Source organism: uncultured Sphaerochaeta sp. (genome assembly GCF_963676625.2).
In the GTDB taxonomy this organism is placed as follows: Bacteria; Spirochaetota; Spirochaetia; order Sphaerochaetales; family Sphaerochaetaceae; genus Sphaerochaeta.
Map to the genome: position 1 here is coordinate 254,681 of NZ_CAXXYB010000004.1, position 19,807 is coordinate 274,487.

Annotated in this window: 19 protein-coding genes; 8 read left to right on the top strand and 11 right to left on the bottom strand. The window is 47.0% G+C overall.

Going from position 1 to position 19,807, the window contains the following annotated elements; all coding sequences use genetic code 11:
* Positions 1–33: 33 nt before the first annotated feature.
* From pheT to ACHZBG_RS04430, 4 genes are all read right to left on the bottom strand, one after another.
* Positions 34–1,731, bottom strand: coding sequence for a phenylalanine--tRNA ligase subunit beta (pheT, locus tag ACHZBG_RS04415; protein ID WP_320128236.1), 1,698 nt, complete (start codon positions 1,729–1,731; stop codon positions 34–36).
* A complete protein-coding gene (locus ACHZBG_RS04420; RefSeq protein ID WP_320128237.1) occupies positions 1,731–3,269 on the bottom strand; it encodes a phenylalanine--tRNA ligase subunit alpha in 1,539 nt (512 codons plus the stop codon). Before ACHZBG_RS04420 ends, pheT begins: the two co-directional genes overlap by 1 nt.
* Before the next feature lie 96 nt (positions 3,270–3,365).
* Positions 3,366–5,342: a dehydrogenase E1 component subunit alpha/beta gene (locus ACHZBG_RS04425; RefSeq protein WP_320128238.1), complete on the bottom strand. Its 1,977-nt coding sequence runs from the start codon at positions 5,340–5,342 to the stop codon at positions 3,366–3,368.
* A gap of 77 nt (positions 5,343–5,419) precedes the next feature.
* Positions 5,420–5,935, bottom strand: a complete 516-nt coding sequence (locus ACHZBG_RS04430) for a flavin reductase (protein ID WP_320128239.1) — start codon at positions 5,933–5,935, stop codon at positions 5,420–5,422.
* Positions 5,936–6,136: 201 nt separating this feature from the next.
* On the opposite strand from ACHZBG_RS04430, the gene hpt reads away from it, so the two are divergent.
* Genes hpt through ACHZBG_RS04445 form a run of 3 tightly spaced genes read left to right on the top strand, consistent with a single transcriptional unit; the run spans position 6,137 to position 8,539 of the window.
* Positions 6,137–6,694, top strand: a complete 558-nt coding sequence (gene hpt / locus ACHZBG_RS04435; protein WP_320128240.1) for a hypoxanthine phosphoribosyltransferase — start codon at positions 6,137–6,139, stop codon at positions 6,692–6,694.
* A gap of 16 nt (positions 6,695–6,710) precedes the next feature.
* On the top strand, positions 6,711–7,271 hold the full coding sequence (locus ACHZBG_RS04440; protein WP_320128241.1) for a phosphoribosyltransferase: 561 nt from the start codon (positions 6,711–6,713) through the stop codon (positions 7,269–7,271).
* On the top strand, positions 7,268–8,539 hold the full coding sequence (locus ACHZBG_RS04445; RefSeq protein ID WP_320128242.1) for an adenylosuccinate synthase: 1,272 nt from the start codon (positions 7,268–7,270) through the stop codon (positions 8,537–8,539). The genes ACHZBG_RS04440 and ACHZBG_RS04445 overlap by 4 nt, the downstream gene beginning before the upstream one ends.
* Positions 8,540–8,614: 75 nt before the next feature.
* Here ACHZBG_RS04445 and ACHZBG_RS04450 read toward each other — a convergent pair whose 3' ends face one another.
* Positions 8,615–9,322 (bottom strand): GntR family transcriptional regulator, encoded by a 708-nt coding sequence (locus ACHZBG_RS04450; RefSeq protein WP_320128243.1) that lies wholly within the window; start codon positions 9,320–9,322, stop codon positions 8,615–8,617.
* Between the two features lie 234 nt (positions 9,323–9,556).
* Between ACHZBG_RS04450 and ACHZBG_RS04455 the strand changes: the two genes are divergently transcribed.
* From ACHZBG_RS04455 to ACHZBG_RS04475, 5 genes are read left to right on the top strand one after another with little or no spacing between them, the layout of a single operon-like run.
* Positions 9,557–10,480 (top strand): DUF5692 family protein, encoded by a 924-nt coding sequence (locus ACHZBG_RS04455; RefSeq protein ID WP_320128244.1) that lies wholly within the window; start codon positions 9,557–9,559, stop codon positions 10,478–10,480.
* Between the two features lie 24 nt (positions 10,481–10,504).
* On the top strand, positions 10,505–11,173 hold the full coding sequence (hypB, locus tag ACHZBG_RS04460; protein WP_320128245.1) for a hydrogenase nickel incorporation protein HypB: 669 nt from the start codon (positions 10,505–10,507) through the stop codon (positions 11,171–11,173).
* 11 nt (positions 11,174–11,184) lie between these two features.
* A complete protein-coding gene (locus ACHZBG_RS04465) occupies positions 11,185–13,872 on the top strand; it encodes an FAD-dependent oxidoreductase (protein ID WP_320128246.1) in 2,688 nt (895 codons plus the stop codon).
* Entirely contained in the window at positions 13,872–14,213 is a 342-nt protein-coding gene (locus tag ACHZBG_RS04470; protein ID WP_320128247.1) for a hydrogenase maturation nickel metallochaperone HypA, read from the top strand. Before ACHZBG_RS04465 ends, ACHZBG_RS04470 begins: the two co-directional genes overlap by 1 nt.
* Complete coding sequence (locus ACHZBG_RS04475) at positions 14,207–14,812, top strand: class I SAM-dependent methyltransferase (protein WP_320128248.1); 606 nt, start codon at positions 14,207–14,209, stop codon at positions 14,810–14,812. Before ACHZBG_RS04470 ends, ACHZBG_RS04475 begins: the two co-directional genes overlap by 7 nt.
* Before the next feature lie 79 nt (positions 14,813–14,891).
* Here the strand turns inward: ACHZBG_RS04475 and ACHZBG_RS04480 are convergent, their stop codons facing one another.
* The 6 genes from ACHZBG_RS04480 to ACHZBG_RS04505 all read right to left on the bottom strand — a co-directional run bounded on the left by ACHZBG_RS04480 (position 14,892) and on the right by ACHZBG_RS04505 (position 19,758).
* On the bottom strand, positions 14,892–15,629 hold the full coding sequence (locus ACHZBG_RS04480; RefSeq protein ID WP_320128249.1) for an amino acid ABC transporter ATP-binding protein: 738 nt from the start codon (positions 15,627–15,629) through the stop codon (positions 14,892–14,894).
* Positions 15,629–15,943 carry a hypothetical protein gene (locus ACHZBG_RS04485; RefSeq protein WP_320128250.1) on the bottom strand — a complete coding sequence of 105 codons (315 nt, stop codon included), beginning with the start codon at positions 15,941–15,943 and terminating at the stop codon, positions 15,629–15,631. The genes ACHZBG_RS04480 and ACHZBG_RS04485 overlap by 1 nt, the downstream gene beginning before the upstream one ends.
* Positions 15,940–16,428, bottom strand: coding sequence for an amino acid ABC transporter permease (locus ACHZBG_RS04490; protein ID WP_320128251.1), 489 nt, complete (start codon positions 16,426–16,428; stop codon positions 15,940–15,942). Before ACHZBG_RS04490 ends, ACHZBG_RS04485 begins: the two co-directional genes overlap by 4 nt.
* Before the next feature lie 12 nt (positions 16,429–16,440).
* Complete coding sequence (locus tag ACHZBG_RS04495) at positions 16,441–17,295, bottom strand: transporter substrate-binding domain-containing protein (RefSeq protein ID WP_320128252.1); 855 nt, start codon at positions 17,293–17,295, stop codon at positions 16,441–16,443.
* Between the two features lie 563 nt (positions 17,296–17,858).
* Positions 17,859–18,890, bottom strand: coding sequence for an NAD(P)-dependent alcohol dehydrogenase (locus ACHZBG_RS04500; RefSeq protein ID WP_320128253.1), 1,032 nt, complete (start codon positions 18,888–18,890; stop codon positions 17,859–17,861).
* Between the two features lie 79 nt (positions 18,891–18,969).
* Positions 18,970–19,758, bottom strand: coding sequence for a glucose 1-dehydrogenase (locus ACHZBG_RS04505; RefSeq protein WP_320128254.1), 789 nt, complete (start codon positions 19,756–19,758; stop codon positions 18,970–18,972).
* Positions 19,759–19,807: the final 49 nt, after the last annotated feature.

Below are 19,807 nucleotides of genomic sequence, written 5' to 3' on the forward strand. Positions count from 1 at the left end.
GATATACTTGGATATATCGAGAACTCGTATCTCCTATTCACCCAGAATTGAATCAAGATCCAACTCACAGGCAATGGTAGGCATGCTGCAACCCCAGCTTTCCAGGACCGCAGGATGAACTTCCCCAAATACACCAAGCTTCTTTCCGTTGCACAGTATCACTGCACAACGTCCTTCAATGAAACGTGGATCATTTTCCAGGGCTCCAAGGGTATATTCCTTGTTGACAAAGTACATGATCGTATTTACATAGGAAGAGGCTTCATTGAATCCCATGACACTGTTGGAGGCCAAGAATCCAAGATTATTACGGGTAGTCGTTCCACTATTATCCGCAGGACAAAGATAGGCGACCTTTCCGATTTCAAAAATATTATGAGGGAAGGTAGCATGCCCACTCACACTCTCGCTTTCCAACAAGGAAGGAATGATCGAAGGACGTACTACCTCGAAATTTTCACTCATGGGATTGGAAATATAAATATAGTCTTTCCCGTCCACATGCATGTTTTCGACGTATTCTCTCTTTGAACCGAGATAGTTGTACACCATTTCCTGATACCCTAATCCCACCATGATATCTTTCACTTTCCTGGAGAATTCCTCGACAGCGGAAATACGACCAACGGTAAAATCGCGGGGCATTTCCGGCTTGAAGTTACCCAGGCCATAACCGATCATGATATCCTCGACCAAATCGACGGCATGAAGGAAATCATTCCGGTACTCAGGAACCGTAGCATAGAGAACATTCTCGGAACAAAGGGCAAAAATTCCCATTTTTTTCAAAGCAAGGATTGCTTGATCACCGGTAAGTTTCTCTCCAAGCGTCTTATGGACCAAGGAAAGAGGACAAGAGATGGGATCCTGGAAATAGTAGGGAACGGTCAACTCACTGCCAAACTCGGTCTCCTCAGGGAACAGTACCTTAACAGGAAGGATTTGGAACCCAAGATCAGCCATATCGCAGGCCATAATGGAAGAAGCAAGCAGCAAGTCCCTGAGATTGGGGCCGGAAAGCTCTACAAACAAGGCATTGTCACCAACCTTGACAGAACCGATACGGTCACTGTTAATTACAGGGGGGAACGAAAGCGCATCCCCATTGTCATCACGCAAATAGGGAAACACCTTCTTATCGGCGACAATATATCCGTAATCCTTCCCCTTTGGATGGTCCGAGCACATCTGACGGAGCGTCATGCTCTCTGTCATCCCAAGCGGAACGAAACTCGTGGTATCGGGATTAACTCCTTCATAATGGACAGGGTACTTGATAAGGTCGGAACGATAGATTCCCATGGCAATGGTCTTTCGTTTACGGCCAAAATTGAAACAGAGCTTTTCCTGACTCTGGATAAGTGCAACCAAATCCTCGTCACTGACAGTATGACCCTTTACTGCAAACCCAATGGAATAGGGACGCACTTCTGCTACTGATTTATCCACGATGAGACAACGTCCCTCATTGTCGAAGGTCTCGTCCTTGGTAGAGAAGAAATCATACAGAGTCTCCCCCTCTCCCCAGTATGAGCGCAATTGACGAGCAATACCTGCCGCCGACCAAAGGTCAGGCCTATTGGTATCGTTGAGTTCTATCTTGATGGTATCACCTTCGTGACCATCCAGTTCAGCCTTTGCAACAGGGAAAATATCTTCCATCTCGCTATCGGTAAGCGTCTTTCCAAGCAAGCTGTAGAATTGCTTGCCTGTGGTTTCAATCTTTGGCATTAGTTTCCCCTCCTCGTGCGAACTGACTCGATATTGGGAGTAAACAGTTCACGCAAATCATTCAAGCCAAGATGCATCAAGGCCATTCGATCGATTCCAAGGCCCCACGCAAGAACCGGTACATCAATACCAAGTGCCTTGGTCACCTCGGGACGGAAAATTCCGGCTCCGCCAAGTTCGAACCATCCCAGGACAGGATGCTTGATATGCACTTCGATGGAAGGCTCGGTAAAGGGGAAATAACCGGGAACGTATTTGACTTCTTCGGCTCCGGCGATCTCCTCGGCAAACATCTTCAGAAGTCCCAACAAGGTCTTCAAGTTGACATCCTTGCCCAATACTATACCCTCGGTCTGATAGAAGTCGGCACCATGGGTGGCATCCACCTGGTCATAGCGGAAACAACGGGCAACACCAAAGTACTTGCCTGGAATCTTTGCCTTGGTCAATTGATGGGCCGAGAGCACGGTTCCTTGGCTACGAAGCACCTGACGACGAGTAAATTCATGGTCAAAACTATAGCCCCAACCACGACTGCCAGTATTCCAACCATTCTCATGGGTCTGGGCAACCTGGCTGAGCCAGGGTTCCTCGATCTCCTTGCAATGAACGGGGTCCTTGACGTAATAGACATCATGTATATCACGGGCACTATGGAATTGAGGCATGAACAAGGCATCGCCATTCCAGAATTCATTCTCTACCAGGGGACCATCAAATTCCTCAAACCCAAGGGAAGCAAGCTTATCCTTGACCCATTGCAAATAATTTCCATACGGATTGTGCCTTCCGGGAATCAAACGGGAAGTAGGGGCATTGAGCCCATAGGGCCTGAAAGTCCCACTCTTCCAACTTCCCGAAGTAAGCATCTCTGCGGTAACCGAACCAAATTCATCACCGGTTATATTTGCATCAAATACTGCTTTCTTGGCAGCCTCGCCTTCTTCTGTCAGGGTATATACAAGATCTTCACGCTCGATTACCTTGAACGGCGAACCATTGGCTCCGCGTTTCTTGGCTATCTTTGCCATGGCAGTTTTTTCCAGATCGGAAAGAACACTCTCCTCAAGTTCCCCTGCAAGACCTTTTTGCAAAAGACTTGCGGTACAGAGAATATCCTCGGGAAGTTCATTTTTCTTGATTTCAGCCTTGTTCTCACTGTTCATCCCGGTTACACCAGCCTTGGACAACTGTCCAAAGGCAGAACCGACTTCACTCTTTTCAAGGCCCAAAGCCTCTGCAAGCTGAGGAAGGAACTGGGGACCATTACTCTGGATAAAGGTAAAAATGCGCTGGGCAGGGGTTCCTTTCTGTTGTTGCTCCCTTCCGAGATCTGTCAGTTCATAGAGTACGCGATTCGTGCGGCTCTTTTCGACAAGGTATCCCTTTGCGCACAACCAGCTAAAAGCCTGATTGCACTGCCCCACTTTATAATCCAGCTCCTTGATGATGCGCTCTGCGGTAATATCTTCCCCAACAGCGACATGCCTGAGCAGACGGACTTCGAGCGGATGCAAGTTCTTTACATCGATATCCATTCTGTTTTACTCCTGTAAGTCAGCGCCGCGGAATTACCGCGGCGCAGGTAGTACTTATTCTATCGGTTACGGACAAAAAAGGAAAGTCTCTTTCCGTCAGAAAAGCTTCCTCACTGCACAGACAATTTCTTCTTTTGTCGGAATTACCTGCTTTTCCAGTTCAGGAGAAAAAGGAATGGGCGATTCTTTCCCGCAAATTCGTACGACAGGAGCTTCCAAATTAGTAAAACAGACAGGATCGGAGCTGATAAGAGCCGCAACCTCGGCTCCATAACCACCGAATTCCGGGGCATCATGAACAATGACTACCCTGCCGGTCTTCCTTACTGAAGCAAGAAGCCCTTCCCTGTCTAGAGGTTTGAGCGTAGAGAGATCCAAGACCTCAGCTTCAATCTCATCCTGGGCAGAGAGAATCGCGGCTGCCTCGAGACAGGTAATGACCGCATGGCTATAACAAACCAAGGTAACGTCGTTTCCCTTTTTCTTGGTAAAAGCCTTGCCCAAGGGCAATAGATACCCGCTATCACCTACAGGACCCAGGGAGTCATACAACATCTTGTGTTCAAAGAATAGAACCGGATTATTGGACCGGATTGAAGTTTTCAACAATGCCTTGGCATCCCCGGGACAGGAAGGAGCAACAATGACAAGCCCCGGAACATTGGCAAACATAGCCTCCAAGCTCTGGGTATGCTGGGCTCCATGTCCCGTTCCGCTGCCCATGGGGGTTCTCAGGACCATGGGACAGGACAACTGCCCCCCACTCATGAATCGGAGTTTTGCCGCATGGTTTATCAACGGGTCACTGGCAAGAGTCGAAAAATCCCCATACATAATCTCGACAATCGGTCTGATACCCAACATGGAAGCACCTACGGCCAGTCCCGTAAAAGCTTCCTCACTTACCGGGGTCTCCAGAACCTGTGAGGGGAATTGTTTGCCCAGAGTCCCGGTAACCTTGAAACAACCTCCATACAAACCGATATCTTCGCCAAGCAAGACCACTGAAGGATCCTTGGTCATCTCTTCTGATAAGGCATCGTGGATTGCCTGTCGGTAACTTATCCTGGTATTTTTCGTGCAAACCCCATAGGTTTGTTCCTCATCGCCAGAGAAGAGATATCCCATTGCCTGTTCAAGGGAAATATGTACGCCCTTCAAGGCCTCGGCATCAGCAGCAGCCTGATTGATTGTCTGGATAGCCCCTTGGATGATCGACTGGACCTCATTTTCCGTAAAAAGCCCACAAGAAACCATTTTCCGGGAAAAATTCTCGATGGGATCCTTTGCTTTCCACAGTTGCTCCTCTTCCCTGCTTCGATAGACACAACCATCACTTTTGGAATGTCCGCAATAGCGATAGGTCTGGACCTCCAAAAAATAGGGGCGAGAGGTCTTGCGGATATACAAGACAGCCTTCAGGACTGCCTGATAAACCGCTTCGACATCGTTGCCATCGGCTACCGAATAGTCTATGCCATACCCTAGGGATCGGGAGGCAATGGAGTCTGTCGATACAGCTTCACGTGTGGGAGCACTCATTCCATACCCATTGTTTTCACAAAAAAACAGAAGGGGAAGATTCCAGACGGAAGCGATGTTCATGCTTTCATGCAAAGAACCCCTGCTTGAAGCCCCGTCGCCAAAAATGGCAACCCCAATATTTTTTTTCTGTTGTCGTTTCAAGGCAAAGGCAAGGCCAAGAGCCAAGGGAACCCCGCTTCCCACTACAGCAGAAGCCCCTGCATTCCAATGTTCCGTGTCGGTCATATGCATTGAGCCACCCAGTCCTTGGCATATGCCATCGGAAGAACCGAACATCTCACTGAACATCTTGCGCTCGGAGGTTCCCCGCGCAATCGTATGGCCATGACATCGATGGGTGGGGACAATCCAGTCTCCATCCTGCAAAGCCAGGGACAAGCCTGCCTGAGTCGCTTCCTGCCCATTGGAAAGATGGGTGGTGCCATGCATTTGTTTGTGTTTGAAAAATTCGTCGATTCGTTCTTCGAAATGACGGGAACGAACCATGAGAGAAAGGGCGTATGTCGCCTGTTCCTTGGAAAAGTCCATCTCTGCTCCTTGGGGAGATATGCAGTCTCCCTTTTTTCAAGCCCAAGCGGGCCCGAAGCCTAACTTACGGTCCAAGCCTACTGATTGACCAGGATTGTGTCAATAAAACCTATGTAAGCCGTATGGTAATCCCCATCACGATAGTGCCTTTGGATTTCAGGTAAGAAAAATTGGGTCTCATCGATTTCCATCACCGAAGCCTTCGTGCAGGAAAATACAAGCTTTGCCTGCTTGAAGGAAACCCTGTCCACTTCATCGGGAGAGGGAATGGGAACTGCTTTCAGACCAGATTCAACCACCTTGTCAGTCTCCCGTCCACTATGTTGCCCACACCACAGGAGGGCTTCCTTCATTTCAGGGCCAAAAAAGGAACAAGTAAAGCCTTTTGAGGTTTCCATGAATTGATGGGTATAACGGCTTCTGCGTACAAAGGCAATCAATACATTCCTGCCCCAAAGCACTCCCATCGTTCCCCAGGAAGCCGTCATCGTATTAAATTTATCGGTGGTTCCCGCAGTGAGGAGAAAACCATCGCTGCCAATAGCGGAAAAAGGATTCATTTCCAGAAGTTCTGCCGAGACCTCAGTAAACATACCAGCCTCCTATATAGTACCTTCCAGTGTAACAATCGCAAAAAGTGTGGTCAAGTAGTCAATTCCCTTGACCCCCTTCATGTCCTTTATCTTCATTAGTGCAACATTCAGCGACATTGACATTGCCCTGTTTTTCTTGTATTCCTAAACAATACAGACATCACCAACGACAGCCTTAAGAAGTTGAGTTGAGGAGGAAAAATGAAAGATTCCCTCGCGATCCCTGCCTTGACAGAGGATCTTGTACGTGTTCTGATCGATGCAGACACGATTAATCGGAGAGTCGACGAGCTAGCCCGCCAGATTAGCGCAGATTACGGTGCAACTGGAGGCAACCTCCTTGTAGTAGGAGTACTGAAAGGCTCCTTTATTTTCACTGCTGACCTGACCAGAAGGCTTTCGATAGACCATGTTGTCGACTTTATTGCCCTTTCCTCTTACAAAGGGGATACAAGCGGCAATGTACGGCTCTTGATGGATACCAGAGAAAATATGGAAGGCCGTCATGTATTGATCATCGAGGATATCCTCGACAGCGGGAACACTCTCGATTACCTCATTCGAAACTTCAAGACACGCAATCCAGCCTCGGTAAAAACCGCAGTATTGCTTGATAAACCGGATAGACACATCGTACCTGTCGAAATCGACTACCTCGGGTTTACCATCCCTGACGTGTGGGTCGTAGGATACGGTCTGGACTATGCCGAAAAACATAGGACCCTTCCCTATATCGCAGAGATGTACCCACAAGCCTAAAGAGGAAGCAATATTCATGGACACCGATAAATTATACGTCAGTTACAACACAGTTCACAAATTGGTGAAGGGACTAAGCGAGCAACTCCTTGCTTCCGGGTATGACCCCGAGGTAATCGTAGCCATCGGAAGCGGGGGATTCATTCCGGCCAGGATTATCAAGACCTTCATCAATCGTCCCATCTACGCAGTAGGAATTTCCTATTACGGCATTGACAAGACCCACAAGGACCATCCCACCAAGATACAATGGATTGATGAAGTCCAATCACAACTGCGAGGCAAGAAGGTCTTGCTTATCGATGAGGTTGATGATACCCGGGCTACCTTGGCGTATTGTGTAGGGGAACTCTTGAAGTATGAACCCGCAGAAATTGCCGTATTGGTTCTCCATAACAAGCTCAAGGAAAAGGATGTGCAATTTCCCATCGAGATCAAGCGCTATTTCGCAGGTTTGGAAACGGGAAATATCTGGATTAAATATCCCTGGGATGCCATCGATATAGAAGAACATACAAGATTGGAAGAAGAAATGCTTGAATCACTGAGAAAGCAGGGCAAGGAGTTGTATAAATGAACAACGTTACATCAATAGTAGGTGCTCAATGGGGCGATGAAGGGAAAGGGCGTATCGTGGACTACTTGGCTGTCCACTCCGACATGGTTATCCGCTATCAAGGCGGGGACAATGCCGGTCATACCGTAATCAATGACAAGGGAAAATTTGCCCTCCACATCATTCCCTCGGGAATATTCAATCCAGAGACCATCAATATAGTCGGTGCCGGAACCGTGGTAAATTTTGACACCATGGCCTCGGAACTCGATTCGATCGCAACCAAGGGAGTTGTAGTCGAAAACCTATTCATTGATAAACGTGCCCATATCATTATGCCGTATCATTGCATGCTTGACGGTGCCGAGGAAAATTCCAAGAGCAAAAATTGGCAAATTGGAACTACAAAACGGGGAATCGGTCCCTGTTACAGTGACAAAGCCTCCCGTTCTGGCATACGTGCCGTCGATTTGCTCGACCCTGAACGTCTTGAAAAGAGACTGCTCATGGCTCTCCCCCGCAAGAATCGCGACCTGGCCTTCTATGGCCTTCCTGAAGTAACCCTTGAGGACATGATGGCTCTTTGCGCCAAATGGAGAGAACGTTTCGGCGACAAGATAATCGATACGGTTCCTGTTGTCCGCCAAGCCTATGAAGACGGAAAGAAGATCCTTCTGGAAGGTCAATTGGGAGTCATGCGCGACTTGGACTGGGGTATTTATCCCTACACCACCAGCAGCAGCCCAACCTCGGGTGGAGCAACAGTCGGTGCAGGACTTGCCCCAAGCAGGATCGATGAAGTCATCGGCGTGGCCAAGGTATACGCTACCAGCGTAGGTGGTGGTCCTTTCATGACTGAATTGCTGGATGAGACCGGCGAAAGACTTCGCATTAGCGGAGGCGAATTCGGGGCAACCACAGGAAGACCTAGAAGAACAGGTTGGTTCGATGGTGTGGCAGCCGATTACTCTTGTTGGATCAATGGATTCACCGGCATTGCCCTTACGAAACTCGACATCCTCGATACCTTCGAGAAGATCAAGGTGAGCGTAGCCTACCGCATCAATGGTGAAATAGTAAAACAATTGCCTGAGACGGCTTTGCAGGAAATCGCGGAACCCATTTATGAAGAATACGATGGTTGGATGTGTGACACCAGCAAGGCTCGCAAATGGGAAGATCTCCCCAAGAACGCACAGATTTATTGCAAGCGTCTCGGGGAACTGGTGGGAGCTCCTATCAAATACATTTCGGTTGGACCGGAACGAGACCAGATCATCATTATGTAACTATTGAAGAACCGTTTTTAAAACAGTCTTTCCAAGAGAGGGTTCATTGCAAGAAATATTGCAGTGGACCCTTTTTCATTCTCCATAAATCTGTTTTGGACCATCGAGAATTGCCCTAAAGTATTGCATAGTCCACATCTTGGCTTCACTTCCTTTTCTCTCTTTTACCAACGTATAGGTCTTGAGCGTACTCAGATACACATTCCTGCACCCATAGAGGCGGCAATACCGTTCCCAAAGAGAAATAATGGGAATGGAAAACGAGGAATAGATAAGAGGCAGCAAAGTGTTCTGGGTAATAAGGCACAGTTCGTGGTGAAATTCAAAAAGTGACTTTGCACAAGAAGACGGATCTTCCCCTTCCTTGAGCTTTTCTAAAAAGGGTTCAAGGGTTTCGATTTCGGCATCGGTAGCTTTATCAACAATCAAATCGATGGACAGGAGGTCAAAAGCCATTCTGATTTCCAGAATCGAACGTATCTCGGCCCGTCTGAGAGAACCCCCATTATAGTTCATGATGGAAAGAATCGCCCCTACCTTGCCCTGCCGACGAAAATCATTGACAAAGACACCAACCCTGGGACGAATATCCAAAAACCCTTTCCCTGCCATTTCGGCAATCCCTGCATTGACAATTGTCCTGCTGACACACATTTTTTCCGATAATTCCCGTTCTGAGGGAAGCTGGGTCCCGATCTCCAATTTCCCCGACAAAATCATATCCTCTAGCTGTCTTATGAACAAATCTTTCAATGATGGTGCATAGATCTTGGCGAACTCCATGGCCTCCCCCTTCTCTGGCTTCTGGTAATACCAGCATAGCATACACCCTAAAAGTTCAATTTTCTAGTATAGAACTCACTTGTTTATAAAAAATTACCAATATATAGATATTTTTTTATTGGTATATTGAAAACTTCCATGTTACGATATCTCTGGTAATACCAATCATACTTTTTAGGGTCGTTTGCCAAGTCCTCCAAAATAAAGGACCAGGCAACAGGAGGGGAGAAAAACATGTTTCTATTTCAGGTACAGCCTTGGTACAACTGGCTAATGTTGCTGGTAATTTTTGGTCTGCTGATTCTCTTGAACGAAATCAGCCGTCGTTCCCAAAAGGGAGGATTCTTCCTTTTCGTGATTCTTCCCCTTGTACTGACGATTTTCGTTTGGCCCAAGACAACCAAGAATACAAGCGTTGATGACTGGTTCCATTATGCCAAGGTCTATTCATCCTTGGCAGGATGCATCGGGTTCTGGGCTATCAGGAATTTCAAGGTTCTGAATACCAACAAATGGGCACTCAGTTTTCCCCCTTTGATCTTGGCAGTCAATATTATGGAAGCAGTTGTCAGGGACTTTCAGGTAGGTGGACTGGGTTTGGTCAACCAGGCCTTTGAAGGAATGGCAACGACTAGCGGAATCTGGAACTATATGAACGGAATCGCGGGAATTCTTAACATCATTACCATTACCGGTTGGTTTGGCATCTGCATCTCAAGAAAGAAAAGCAAGGATATGCTCTGGCCAGATATGTGCTGGTTCTGGATCGTGGCCTATGATATCTGGAATTTTGCCTATACCTATAACTGTCTGGCCGATCATGCCTGGTATTGCGGAATTGCCCTACTGCTGGCCCCTACCGTAGCGGCCTTCACGCTCTCCAAAGGAGCTTGGCTCCAACACCGTGCCCATACCCTTGCCCTTTGGTGCATGTTTGCCATGACCATGCCCTCTTTCATAGACCAATCGAAATTTGCAGTACATTCAAGTCAGAATCCCCATGCTCTCTTCTTGGTGAGTCTTCTTGCTCTGGTAGCGAATATCGCAGTACTTGTCTTCATGGTTTACAAGATTATCAAGACACACAGAAATCCGTACAAGGCAGAACTCTACACTGACCTTGCTTGTTACAAGACCATCAAGGCTGAAGCAGTCTGATTGACAAAGGAGGAGAAAGATACAATGAAGGAATTCAAGATTTTAGAAATCAAGAAAAGTGTATTTGAAAACAACGATGAACGTGCAGAACAACTGCGACAGGAACTCAAGACCAAGCATATCTTTTTGCTCAACCTCATGTCGTCCCCCGGTTCAGGCAAAACAACGACCTTGAAACGAACCATCGAGGCCCTGAAAGATGAGTTCCATATCGGGGTAATGGAAGCCGACATTGATTCCGATGTTGATGCAAAGACCATCTCGGAAACGGGAGCAAAAGTAATACAGTTGCATACTGGAGGTATGTGCCACCTGGATGCAGAGATGACAAGCCAAGGTCTAAAAGGACTGGATACCGAAGGTCTCGACCTGATCATCCTGGAAAATGTCGGTAATCTCGTATGCCCGGCAGAATTCGATACGGGATCAGCCAAGAATGCCATGATCCTCAGTGTTCCCGAGGGCGATGACAAACCCTTGAAATACCCTTTGATGTTCACCATCTGTGATGTGCTGCTGATCAACAAAATCGACGCAGCCGCATTCTTTGACTTTGATCTAGAGGCCTGTACCCAACGGGCAAAGGCGCTGAATCCGAACATGCAGGTAATTCCCATCTCGGCCAAAACTGGTGAAGGAATGGAAGCGTGGGTTGACTGGTTACGTGACGAAACAAAGACTTGGAAAGTATAAAGGATAGCGACATGCAGGAAGTAAAATACAAAGTATTGGAATTTGCAAACAAGGTAAGTAAAAAGAAAATGGGAGAAAAGGGAGCCATAGGGCCACAAGATCCCGAATATATGATACTTGAACCCGTCGTTACCGAACAGATGGGTGAGGTTGCCCTGGCCCTCGAATTCAGGAAACCCCAGAGCGTTGCCGAAGTCGCTGCAATTTGCAAGAAAGATGAAGAGACCACTCGAATACTCCTGGAACAATTGGCCACCGATGGAGTCTGCTTTGTGAACAACAAGGAGGGTGTCGACAAATATTGGTATGACACCTGGGTTCCGGGAATCATGGAAATGATGGCCAACAATCTGGAAAATGTGCATAAACATCCCCAGATCGCACAGGCTTTCAACGACTATGGAATTGTCAGGGGAGCCAAGTCGGTCGGAATGTTTCCCGTTGGGGTCGGCTTGATGCGCGTAATTCCCATCGAGACCGCCATCTCGGGAGAAACCAGAAGAGCTTCGTACGAAGAAATTTCCAAGTATCTCAATGAAAGCACAATCTTTTCGGTATCTGACTGCGCCTGCAGAACCGTACGGGAGTCCATGGGAGAGGGCTGTGGCCATCTCAAGGAAGATATGTGCATCCAATTGGGTCATGCCGCCGAATACTATATCAGGACCAAGAGAGCCCGTCAGGTAACTCGCGAGGAAGCCTTTGAAATTATCAGGAGAGCCGAGGAGAATGGGCTCATGCACCAGATTCCGAATCTCGATGGAAGCGGAAAAACCCATGCCATCTGCAACTGCTGCGGGTGTTCCTGCCTTTCGCTGCGTACCGCGGAGATGTTCTACAACGTAGACATGGTCCGTTCCAACTACGTCTCCGTGGTGGACAGGGATAAATGCGTGGCTTGCGGTGAATGCGTACAGAATTGCCCAGTCAACGCTCTCCATCTGGGACAGAAGTTATGTTCCTCCAAACCGGTCGTGGACAAGATTGAACGGAAGTATACACCTCGGAACAAAGAATGGGGACCTGAGGAATGGAATCCTGAGTATCGCACAAACCGCACCGATGTCGTGGATTCAGGAACGAGTCCTTGCAAAACAAACTGCCCTGCCCATATATCTGTACAAGGATATATCAAGTTGGCCTCACAACAACGCTACACCGAGGCCTTGGAATTGATCAAGAAAGAAAACCCCTTCCCTGCTGTCTGTGGCCGAATATGCCCAAAGAAGTGCGAGGATGCCTGTACCCGCGGCGATATTGATGATCCTCTTGCCATCGATGATATCAAAAAATTCATTGCAGAACAGGATATGGATGAATCCAAACGTTTCATTCCAAAAAAACGTCATGATTATGGCAAAAAAATAGCCATAGTGGGTGCGGGCCCCTCGGGTCTTTCCTGTGCCTATTACCTTGCCATCGACGGATACAAAGTGACGGTTTTCGAGAAACAACAACTTCTTGGAGGAATGCTTACCTTGGGTATTCCTGCCTTCAGACTGGAAAAAACCGTAGTGCAGGCAGAAATCGACATTCTCCGTGAAATGGGAGTGGAATTCAAGACCGGTATCGAGGTAGGCAAGGATATCTCGCTGCAGGAACTGAGAGAGCAAGGCTACAAGGCTTTTTACCTTGCCATCGGAGCCCAGCAAGGAAGGAGCCTCGGCATAGAGGGTGAAGAGGCAGAAAATGTCATCTCCGGTATTGAATTCCTTCGGGAAGTCAATCTTGGTTCTGACAAGAAACTTACGGGAAACGTGGTTGTCATCGGAGGCGGGAATGTAGCGATTGACGTCGCCCGTACCGCTTCAAGGGTAGGCTCACAATCGGTAGCCATGTATTGCCTGGAAGCCAGAAACGAAATGGTTGCCCTTCCAGAGGAAATAGAGGAAGCGGAAAATGAACATATCGCGATGAACAACTCCTGGGGACCGAAACGCATCGTACTTACTGAAGGCAAGGTTACCGGTGTGGAATTCAAGAAATGCCTATCTGTCTTCGATGAACAGAAAAAATTTCATCCGGTGTATGATGAAGAACAAATCATCACGGTTCCCGCGGATGCAGTACTGCTTTCCATCGGACAATCGATAGAATGGGGGACACTGCTTGAGGAAAGCAAAGTCCAGACAAAACCCAACAAGGCAGCCATTGCCGACTCCTTCACTCTCCAGAGTGGAGAACCCGATATATTTATCGGCGGTGATGCCCTTACCGGCCCCAGATTCGCCATCGATGCCATTGCCCTTGGCAAGGAAGCAAGCATTTCCATCCATCGTTTCGTACAGCCTGGCCAGAGTTTGGTAAATGGACGGGATAGAAGGGAATATACAGCCCTCGACAAGGAAAGTCTTGTTTTGGGAGATTACGATACTACTCCCAGGCAACGAGTTGCACCAAACCATTCGAAGGCCCTTTCCTTTTCTGATAACCGGGGGATCCTTACGGAGGAACAGGTCAAGAAAGAGACTGATCGTTGTCTGGGATGCGGAGCTACAATCGTTGACGAGTATCTGTGCGTAGGATGCGGACAATGCACGACCAAGTGCAAGTTCGAGGCCATTTCCTTAAAGAGGGTCTATGACGGGGCAGGGCTTTCGTATGAACAGGTCAAGCCGGCAGTAATAAAGACGGCACTAAAACGCAAGGTCCGCATTACCGTACAAAAAGTGCAGGATGTCTTTACAGGGGCAAATTGATGCATGAACTCAGCGTAGTCATGGAAGTGGTGAAAATAGTCGAGAAAGCCATGCAGGAAAACAATTTACAACAAGTAAAGACGATTGTACTGCAAATTGGGGAAGTCTCTTCCATGATTCCTCGGTACCTCCATGAGTGTTTCCCTGCCGCTGTAGATGGAACTGCTTTGGAAAATTCCAAACTGGAAATCGAGATACTACCTGCCAATGCCTTGTGCAAGAATTGTAAAAAGGTATATCCCCTTGTTCCCAACAAGGGGGTATGTCCTCAATGCGGAAGCAACCACAAGGAATTACTGGGGGGAAGAGAGTTTTTTATCAAGGAGATCGTGGCATGCTAGCGACCGCAATTGATCGTAGCGAAGTTGTTTCCTTTTTTGATTCCCAAGCTCCTACCTGGGATTTTGGTCGTAAGCCCTGCCCCAAGAAACTTGAGTCAATACTGTCATTTGCGGATATCCAAGCAGGGGATAGGATATTGGATGTCGCCTGTGGAACCGGTGTCTTGTTTCCCTGTTATCTTTCGAGAAAAGTTACAGGCATTGTCGGGGTTGATATCTCATCAAACATGATAGCCAGGGCACGCGAAAAATATAAGGAGTCTTGCATTGAACTGTATAATCTCGATATTGAACAAGCTCGTTTTGATCAATTGTTCGACAAGGTCATGCTATTCAATGCCCTCCCCCATTTTCCGTCACCTGGCAGATTGGTGGAAATGCTTGCCACTTTTACCAAAGTCGGTGGCCGGCTGACCATCGCCCATGATATGGGAAGAGTTCACCTCAATTCCGTACATTGTCATAAGGCACGGGGAGTATCGCTGGAACTCATAGGGGAAACAGAACTGGCTTCCCTTCTTTCGTCTTTCTTCACTGTCGATATCGTACGATCGGACAAGGATATGTATGTTGTCTCGGGAATAAGGAATCGTTTATAAAGAAGAAAAGCTATCGCCTTTGTCTGATAGACTGAAGCGGTAGCTTTCTCTCTTTTTTTGATTCAAGTATTTTTCTCTGTCACTTACCGGTAAAACGGGAAAGAAATTCCTTGGTTCTCAAATTCGTGGGATTCGCGAAAATTTGTTCTGGAGGACCTTCTTCTGCTATCTTGCCTTCATCCATAAAAACAACATGGCTGGAAATTTCGCGGGCAAAGGACATTTCATGGGTAACCACCAACATAGTCATGCCCTCTTTTGCCAAAGCCTTCATAACATCGAGTACCTCACCTACCATCTCAGGATCCAAGGCAGAGGTCGGTTCATCAAAAAGAAGAATTTCAGGCTCCATGGCCAGAGCCCTTGCAATGGCAACGCGTTGTTTTTGTCCACCGGAAAGTTGCTGGGGCTTGGCATTGATATACGCCTCCATCCCAACTTTTTGCAGATAAAAAATGGCAGCTTGCTTGGCTTCCTCGGTCTTTTTCTTCAGAACCTTAGTCTGGCCCAACATACAGTTGGCGAGAACCGTGTGATTATTGAATAAATTGAAGGACTGAAAGACCATCCCAACCTTGGCACGATAGGCCACTTCATTGACAGTACCATTGACTACATCCTTGCCATGAAAGTGGATTTCACCCGAAGTCGGATCCTCCAGCAAGTTAATGCATCGAAGCAATGTGGACTTACCCGACCCGGAGGCTCCGATTATTGAGGTTACATCATTTTTCTTGACCACAAAATCGATATCCCTGAGTACTACGTTGGTTCCGAACGTTTTTGATAGATGTTGTATCTGTAATATCTCCGCCATTATAGTGAACCTCTTGTTCTCTCGTTATAGGAGTTCAATCCACTGGTAAATGCCAAGGTATCGGCAGTCGCCAAATCGAAATTCGCAGGACCATCCATCTTGTTTTCCAGATGGCGAAGGATTCTCGAACAGGTGAAAGTCAGTATGAAGTAAATTATCAGTGTGACCGTTGCCGCTTCAAAATATGTATACAGGGCTCCTGCAATACTTTTGAAGGTAAAGAAAAGTTCCACAGTCCCAATAATGGAAAGAACACAAGTATCCTTGATATTGATAATCAGGTTATTGCCTATCTGTGGCATGATATTTCTCAAGGCCTGGGAAGGATGACATTCATCATGGTCTGGAAATGGGTCATTCCAATGGCCTTGGCCCCTTCTGTCTGACCTGGATCAACAGAAAGAATTCCACCACGAACCGTTTCTGCCATATAGGCACCGGTATTGATGGAAACAATGAGAATGGCAGCTTGCCACATTCCCATATTTACATTGAACAACTGACTTGCGCCATAATAAATAAAGGCAGCCTGAAGCATCATGGGAGTCCCACGGAAGAATTCTACGTAGATGGCCAGAAGAATCTTGACCACTTTCAGCAGACCTTTTTTGACTGGACTCGTTTTTTTCCTCGGTGTAATAGTCTGGACAATTCCTACGGCAAACCCGATGAGACAGCCCAAGGCCGTACAGATCAAGGCAATAGCCATAGTGGTAGCAGCCCCCTTGAGTAGGGAGCCACTATATTTTTCCACTATAAATACCATACGCTGGAAAAAATTCATTTCAGATATGGACATATAGATTCCTTATTAGTTAGTTGACAAAGGCTGTACTGAGATAGCTTTATCCATCATGGTATTGAAATCGACAACAGTAAGTGTTGCAAGAACCCCATTGATGGCCTTGGTAAGTTCAGGATTTTTCTTGGAAACGGAAACACCAATGTTGATATCTTCCTGACTGACCTTGAAATCATCTGAACCACCGGTAAAATCAAGAATCTTCATGTTGGGATACGCAACTATGGCAGCCTGTGCAGTCGGCATATCGGTACAAATAAAGTCCACACGCTTGCTGTTGAGGGCTACGAGCATTGCAGGAGCTGATTCCTGTGCAGGAAGCACGTTTGCCTTGGGGATCTGGGGAAGACAGGTGTCGTACCAAACGGTTCCCAGCTGGCTGGTACAGGTACCACCACTAAGATCGGTAATTCCCTTGGCTGAAGCATACTTGCTATCCGAGTTGGTAAGACAAACAATGGAAGCATAATAATAAGGAGTGGTAAAATCCACCATCTGCATACGGTCGGAAGTAATGGACTGACCTGCAATGACACAATCGACAGAACCGGACTGTACGGCAGGTACCAGGGAATCCCAGTCCAATTTTACGATCTGAAGCTGATATCCCAATTTCTCGGCGATAAGCTTGGCCATCATGACATCATACCCGTAGGCATAGTCATTGGAGTCGGCAATAGGCACGGCACCGTTGGAAGCATCTGTCTGGGTCCAGTTATAGGGAGCGTATCCACATTCCATTGCCACTCGCAAGGTCTTCTTGGAAGTCGAAGCGGCAGCTGTTGTTTTCTCACTGCTCCCTTGAGCAAAGACCACCCCGGTCATCAAAGCAATCATCAATGCTACTGTTACAATTCTTTTCATTCGTTTTTCCTTCCTAAAAATGATTTTAGAACTTATAAAACTTGCTACAGGACTGAATTCCACTAGAAATCCAATTCTGGTAACACTCAAAACCAATACGCCCAAGCATAATTTTTTGCCAATCCAGAGAGAACCCCAAAAACTTCTCATCGTGTTTGCCAAATATCGGAGATTCTTCTCTCCTTGTGGACAATCCAAGAGAATTAACGGGCTTTATTTCTAACAGCATACATGGTGGTTATTTTTTTTTCAAGTTGTTAGAAATATAATTTGATTGTTATTTTGATAACAATAGAAACATTTTGATTTTCTGCTTTTCTTTTTCACTTTCCGAAGAAACCTTGCCAACACAGGGATTTGCTAATCACAGAACCTCTATATACCACAATAGGGATAAAAGCATTTTGTTATGGAAATTCACTCCATTCAGGAAAGAATGTGCAGACTGTCAATTTGAGATAATACCAACAAAAACGCCCTATCAAAAAGATAGGGAACATCAATAACGGGAAAGGTCATGAAAATTTTGATACCAAACCAGGACCTTCCTACAAAGATTATTCTTAAAGCTCGATCATTACCTTGACCACGTCTGGATGGTTGGCTGCGGCATAGGTATAGGCCTCAACAGATTTTTCGAAAGGAAAGGTTTTGCTGATCAATCGCTTTACATCAATCTTTCCCGCACTTACCAGAGCAGCGGCCTTATCGAATTCATTGGCGTAACGGAAAACCGTCTCAATGCTAATCCCTCGTCCCTGGAGAAAAGAAACATCAATCGATACAGGTTCTGAAGGAATACCGACGAGGACAACTTTACAGCCAGGGCTGGCACATCGAAAGAATCCAGGATACACCGGACCATACCCGCTGGCTTCAAAGATTCTATCAACCCCAAGGCCCCTGGTATACCCAAGAATTGCATCTTCGAGATTTTCCTTGGCAGAATTAATCGGAACCAAGTTCGGATAACTCGCCGCTATATCCAATTTTGGTTGCTGCACATCGCTTATATATACTTTCGAACACCCCGCGGCCAAGGCACTGAGTGCTACCATAATGCCTATGGTCCCACCACCTATTACCAAAGCGGTAGCTCCTGGTTCAATTCGGGCTTTCTTCGCCGCTTCCATTCCAATGGCCAAGGGTTCCATCATGGCCCCTTCGGCAAAACTCATATTATCCAGCAATCGGATACAAAACATTGCAGGATGCACCACCTCTTCCCGCAGACAACCTTGAATGGGTGGAGTTGCCCAAAAGCGAACCGCCGGGTCGATATTATAGTTTCCTTCCAAGGTCTCCTTGCTTCTGAGATTCGGAATACCTGGCTCCATACAGACACGATCCCCTACCTTGAAATTCTTTACCTGTAAACCGACCTCGGTAATTACACCCGCAGCCTCATGTCCGAGAATCATGGGCTCCCGTACTACGTAGGCCCCTATCGCTCCATGGAGGTAATAATGAATATCCGAACCACAGATACCGCAGGCCTTGATTTGGATCCGTACATCCTCAGGACCCACGGTTTCCTCTATGGAAAAATCACGTAGGCTCAGCTTTAACTTTTCCTCTAATACCAATGCTTTCATCACACGTCCCCTTGAAAAGATTCGATACTCATTAGCAGGGCATTCCAACAGGAATGCCCCAACCAAACCTACATTGCCATTACCAGCAGCAATATCCGCCGTCTACGATAATATCGCTTCCCGTGGCGTAATCAGAGGCTTTACAGGCAAGATACAAACAGGCTCCCTGCAGGTCTTCTACGGAGGCCATTCTCTTTTGGGGAATCAACCGTATCCATTCAGGTTCCATTTTCTTTCCTTCCGGACTGGATAGAAGTTTTTCTACCAACTCGGTCTTGGTATATCCGGGACTTATTGAATTGACCCGCACCCCGAAGGGAGCCCATTCCGCTGCCAAGGACCTGGTCATATGCAATACCCCTGCCTTGGATGCATTGTAAGCAACTTGGTTCTGAGGTGTATTGGATATATGGGCACTCATTGAGGCAGTATTGATGATCTTCCCGTACCCTTCCTTGATCATATACTTTGCTTCTTCCCTGGCACAAAGAAAAATACCATCCATATTCAGGGACATAGTCTTTTTCCACATTGCAAAAGGCATAGTCAGTGCATCGCTCCAAATACCCATTCCTGCATTGTTCACTCCAATGGTCAGCTTTCCCCAGGCCTCGACGACACTTTTCACCATTGCAATCACTTGATCAGGATCTGTTACATCGCAAGCACAGGCCATGGCCTCAATACCCGCTGCCTCAAGGTCTTTCACCGTCGCAGCAGCAGTATCTGGATTGATATCGACAATTGCGACCTTCGCCCCGGCCTCTCCCAAGGCAAAAGCATAGCCACGCCCAATTCCCTGCGCTCCACCGGTCACCAATGCTGTTTTTCCTTTCAAACTGAATCTATCCAAAATCTTTTCACCCATTGTGAACCTCCAAACTATCCCTAGTATTGTATCTAGCAAGCCCTTTGCA

Bases quoted from the DNA above. Each gene is read 5' to 3' on its own strand.
- hpt (WP_320128240.1), top strand. From the start codon at position 6,137: ATGAAAGATTCCCTCGCGATCCCTGCCTTGACAGAGGATCTTGTACGT.
- ACHZBG_RS04455 (WP_320128244.1), top strand. From the start codon at position 9,557: ATGTTTCTATTTCAGGTACAGCCTTGGTACAACTGGCTAATGTTGCTG.
- ACHZBG_RS04500 (WP_320128253.1), bottom strand. From the start codon at position 18,890: ATGAAAGCATTGGTATTAGAGGAAAAGTTAAAGCTGAGCCTACGTGAT.
- ACHZBG_RS04450 (WP_320128243.1), bottom strand. From the start codon at position 9,322: ATGGAGTTCGCCAAGATCTATGCACCATCATTGAAAGATTTGTTCATA.
- ACHZBG_RS04465 (WP_320128246.1), top strand. From the start codon at position 11,185: ATGCAGGAAGTAAAATACAAAGTATTGGAATTTGCAAACAAGGTAAGT.
- hypB (WP_320128245.1), top strand. From the start codon at position 10,505: ATGAAGGAATTCAAGATTTTAGAAATCAAGAAAAGTGTATTTGAAAAC.
- ACHZBG_RS04490 (WP_320128251.1), bottom strand. From the start codon at position 16,428: ATGTCCATATCTGAAATGAATTTTTTCCAGCGTATGGTATTTATAGTG.
- ACHZBG_RS04470 (WP_320128247.1), top strand. From the start codon at position 13,872: ATGCATGAACTCAGCGTAGTCATGGAAGTGGTGAAAATAGTCGAGAAA.
- ACHZBG_RS04495 (WP_320128252.1), bottom strand. From the start codon at position 17,295: ATGAAAAGAATTGTAACAGTAGCATTGATGATTGCTTTGATGACCGGG.
- ACHZBG_RS04505 (WP_320128254.1), bottom strand. From the start codon at position 19,758: ATGGGTGAAAAGATTTTGGATAGATTCAGTTTGAAAGGAAAAACAGCA.
- ACHZBG_RS04420 (WP_320128237.1), bottom strand. From the start codon at position 3,269: ATGGATATCGATGTAAAGAACTTGCATCCGCTCGAAGTCCGTCTGCTC.
- ACHZBG_RS04480 (WP_320128249.1), bottom strand. From the start codon at position 15,629: ATGGCGGAGATATTACAGATACAACATCTATCAAAAACGTTCGGAACC.
- ACHZBG_RS04440 (WP_320128241.1), top strand. From the start codon at position 6,711: ATGGACACCGATAAATTATACGTCAGTTACAACACAGTTCACAAATTG.
- ACHZBG_RS04445 (WP_320128242.1), top strand. From the start codon at position 7,268: ATGAACAACGTTACATCAATAGTAGGTGCTCAATGGGGCGATGAAGGG.
- pheT (WP_320128236.1), bottom strand. From the start codon at position 1,731: ATGCCAAAGATTGAAACCACAGGCAAGCAATTCTACAGCTTGCTTGGA.
- ACHZBG_RS04425 (WP_320128238.1), bottom strand. From the start codon at position 5,342: ATGGACTTTTCCAAGGAACAGGCGACATACGCCCTTTCTCTCATGGTT.
- ACHZBG_RS04430 (WP_320128239.1), bottom strand. From the start codon at position 5,935: ATGTTTACTGAGGTCTCGGCAGAACTTCTGGAAATGAATCCTTTTTCC.
- ACHZBG_RS04475 (WP_320128248.1), top strand. From the start codon at position 14,207: ATGCTAGCGACCGCAATTGATCGTAGCGAAGTTGTTTCCTTTTTTGAT.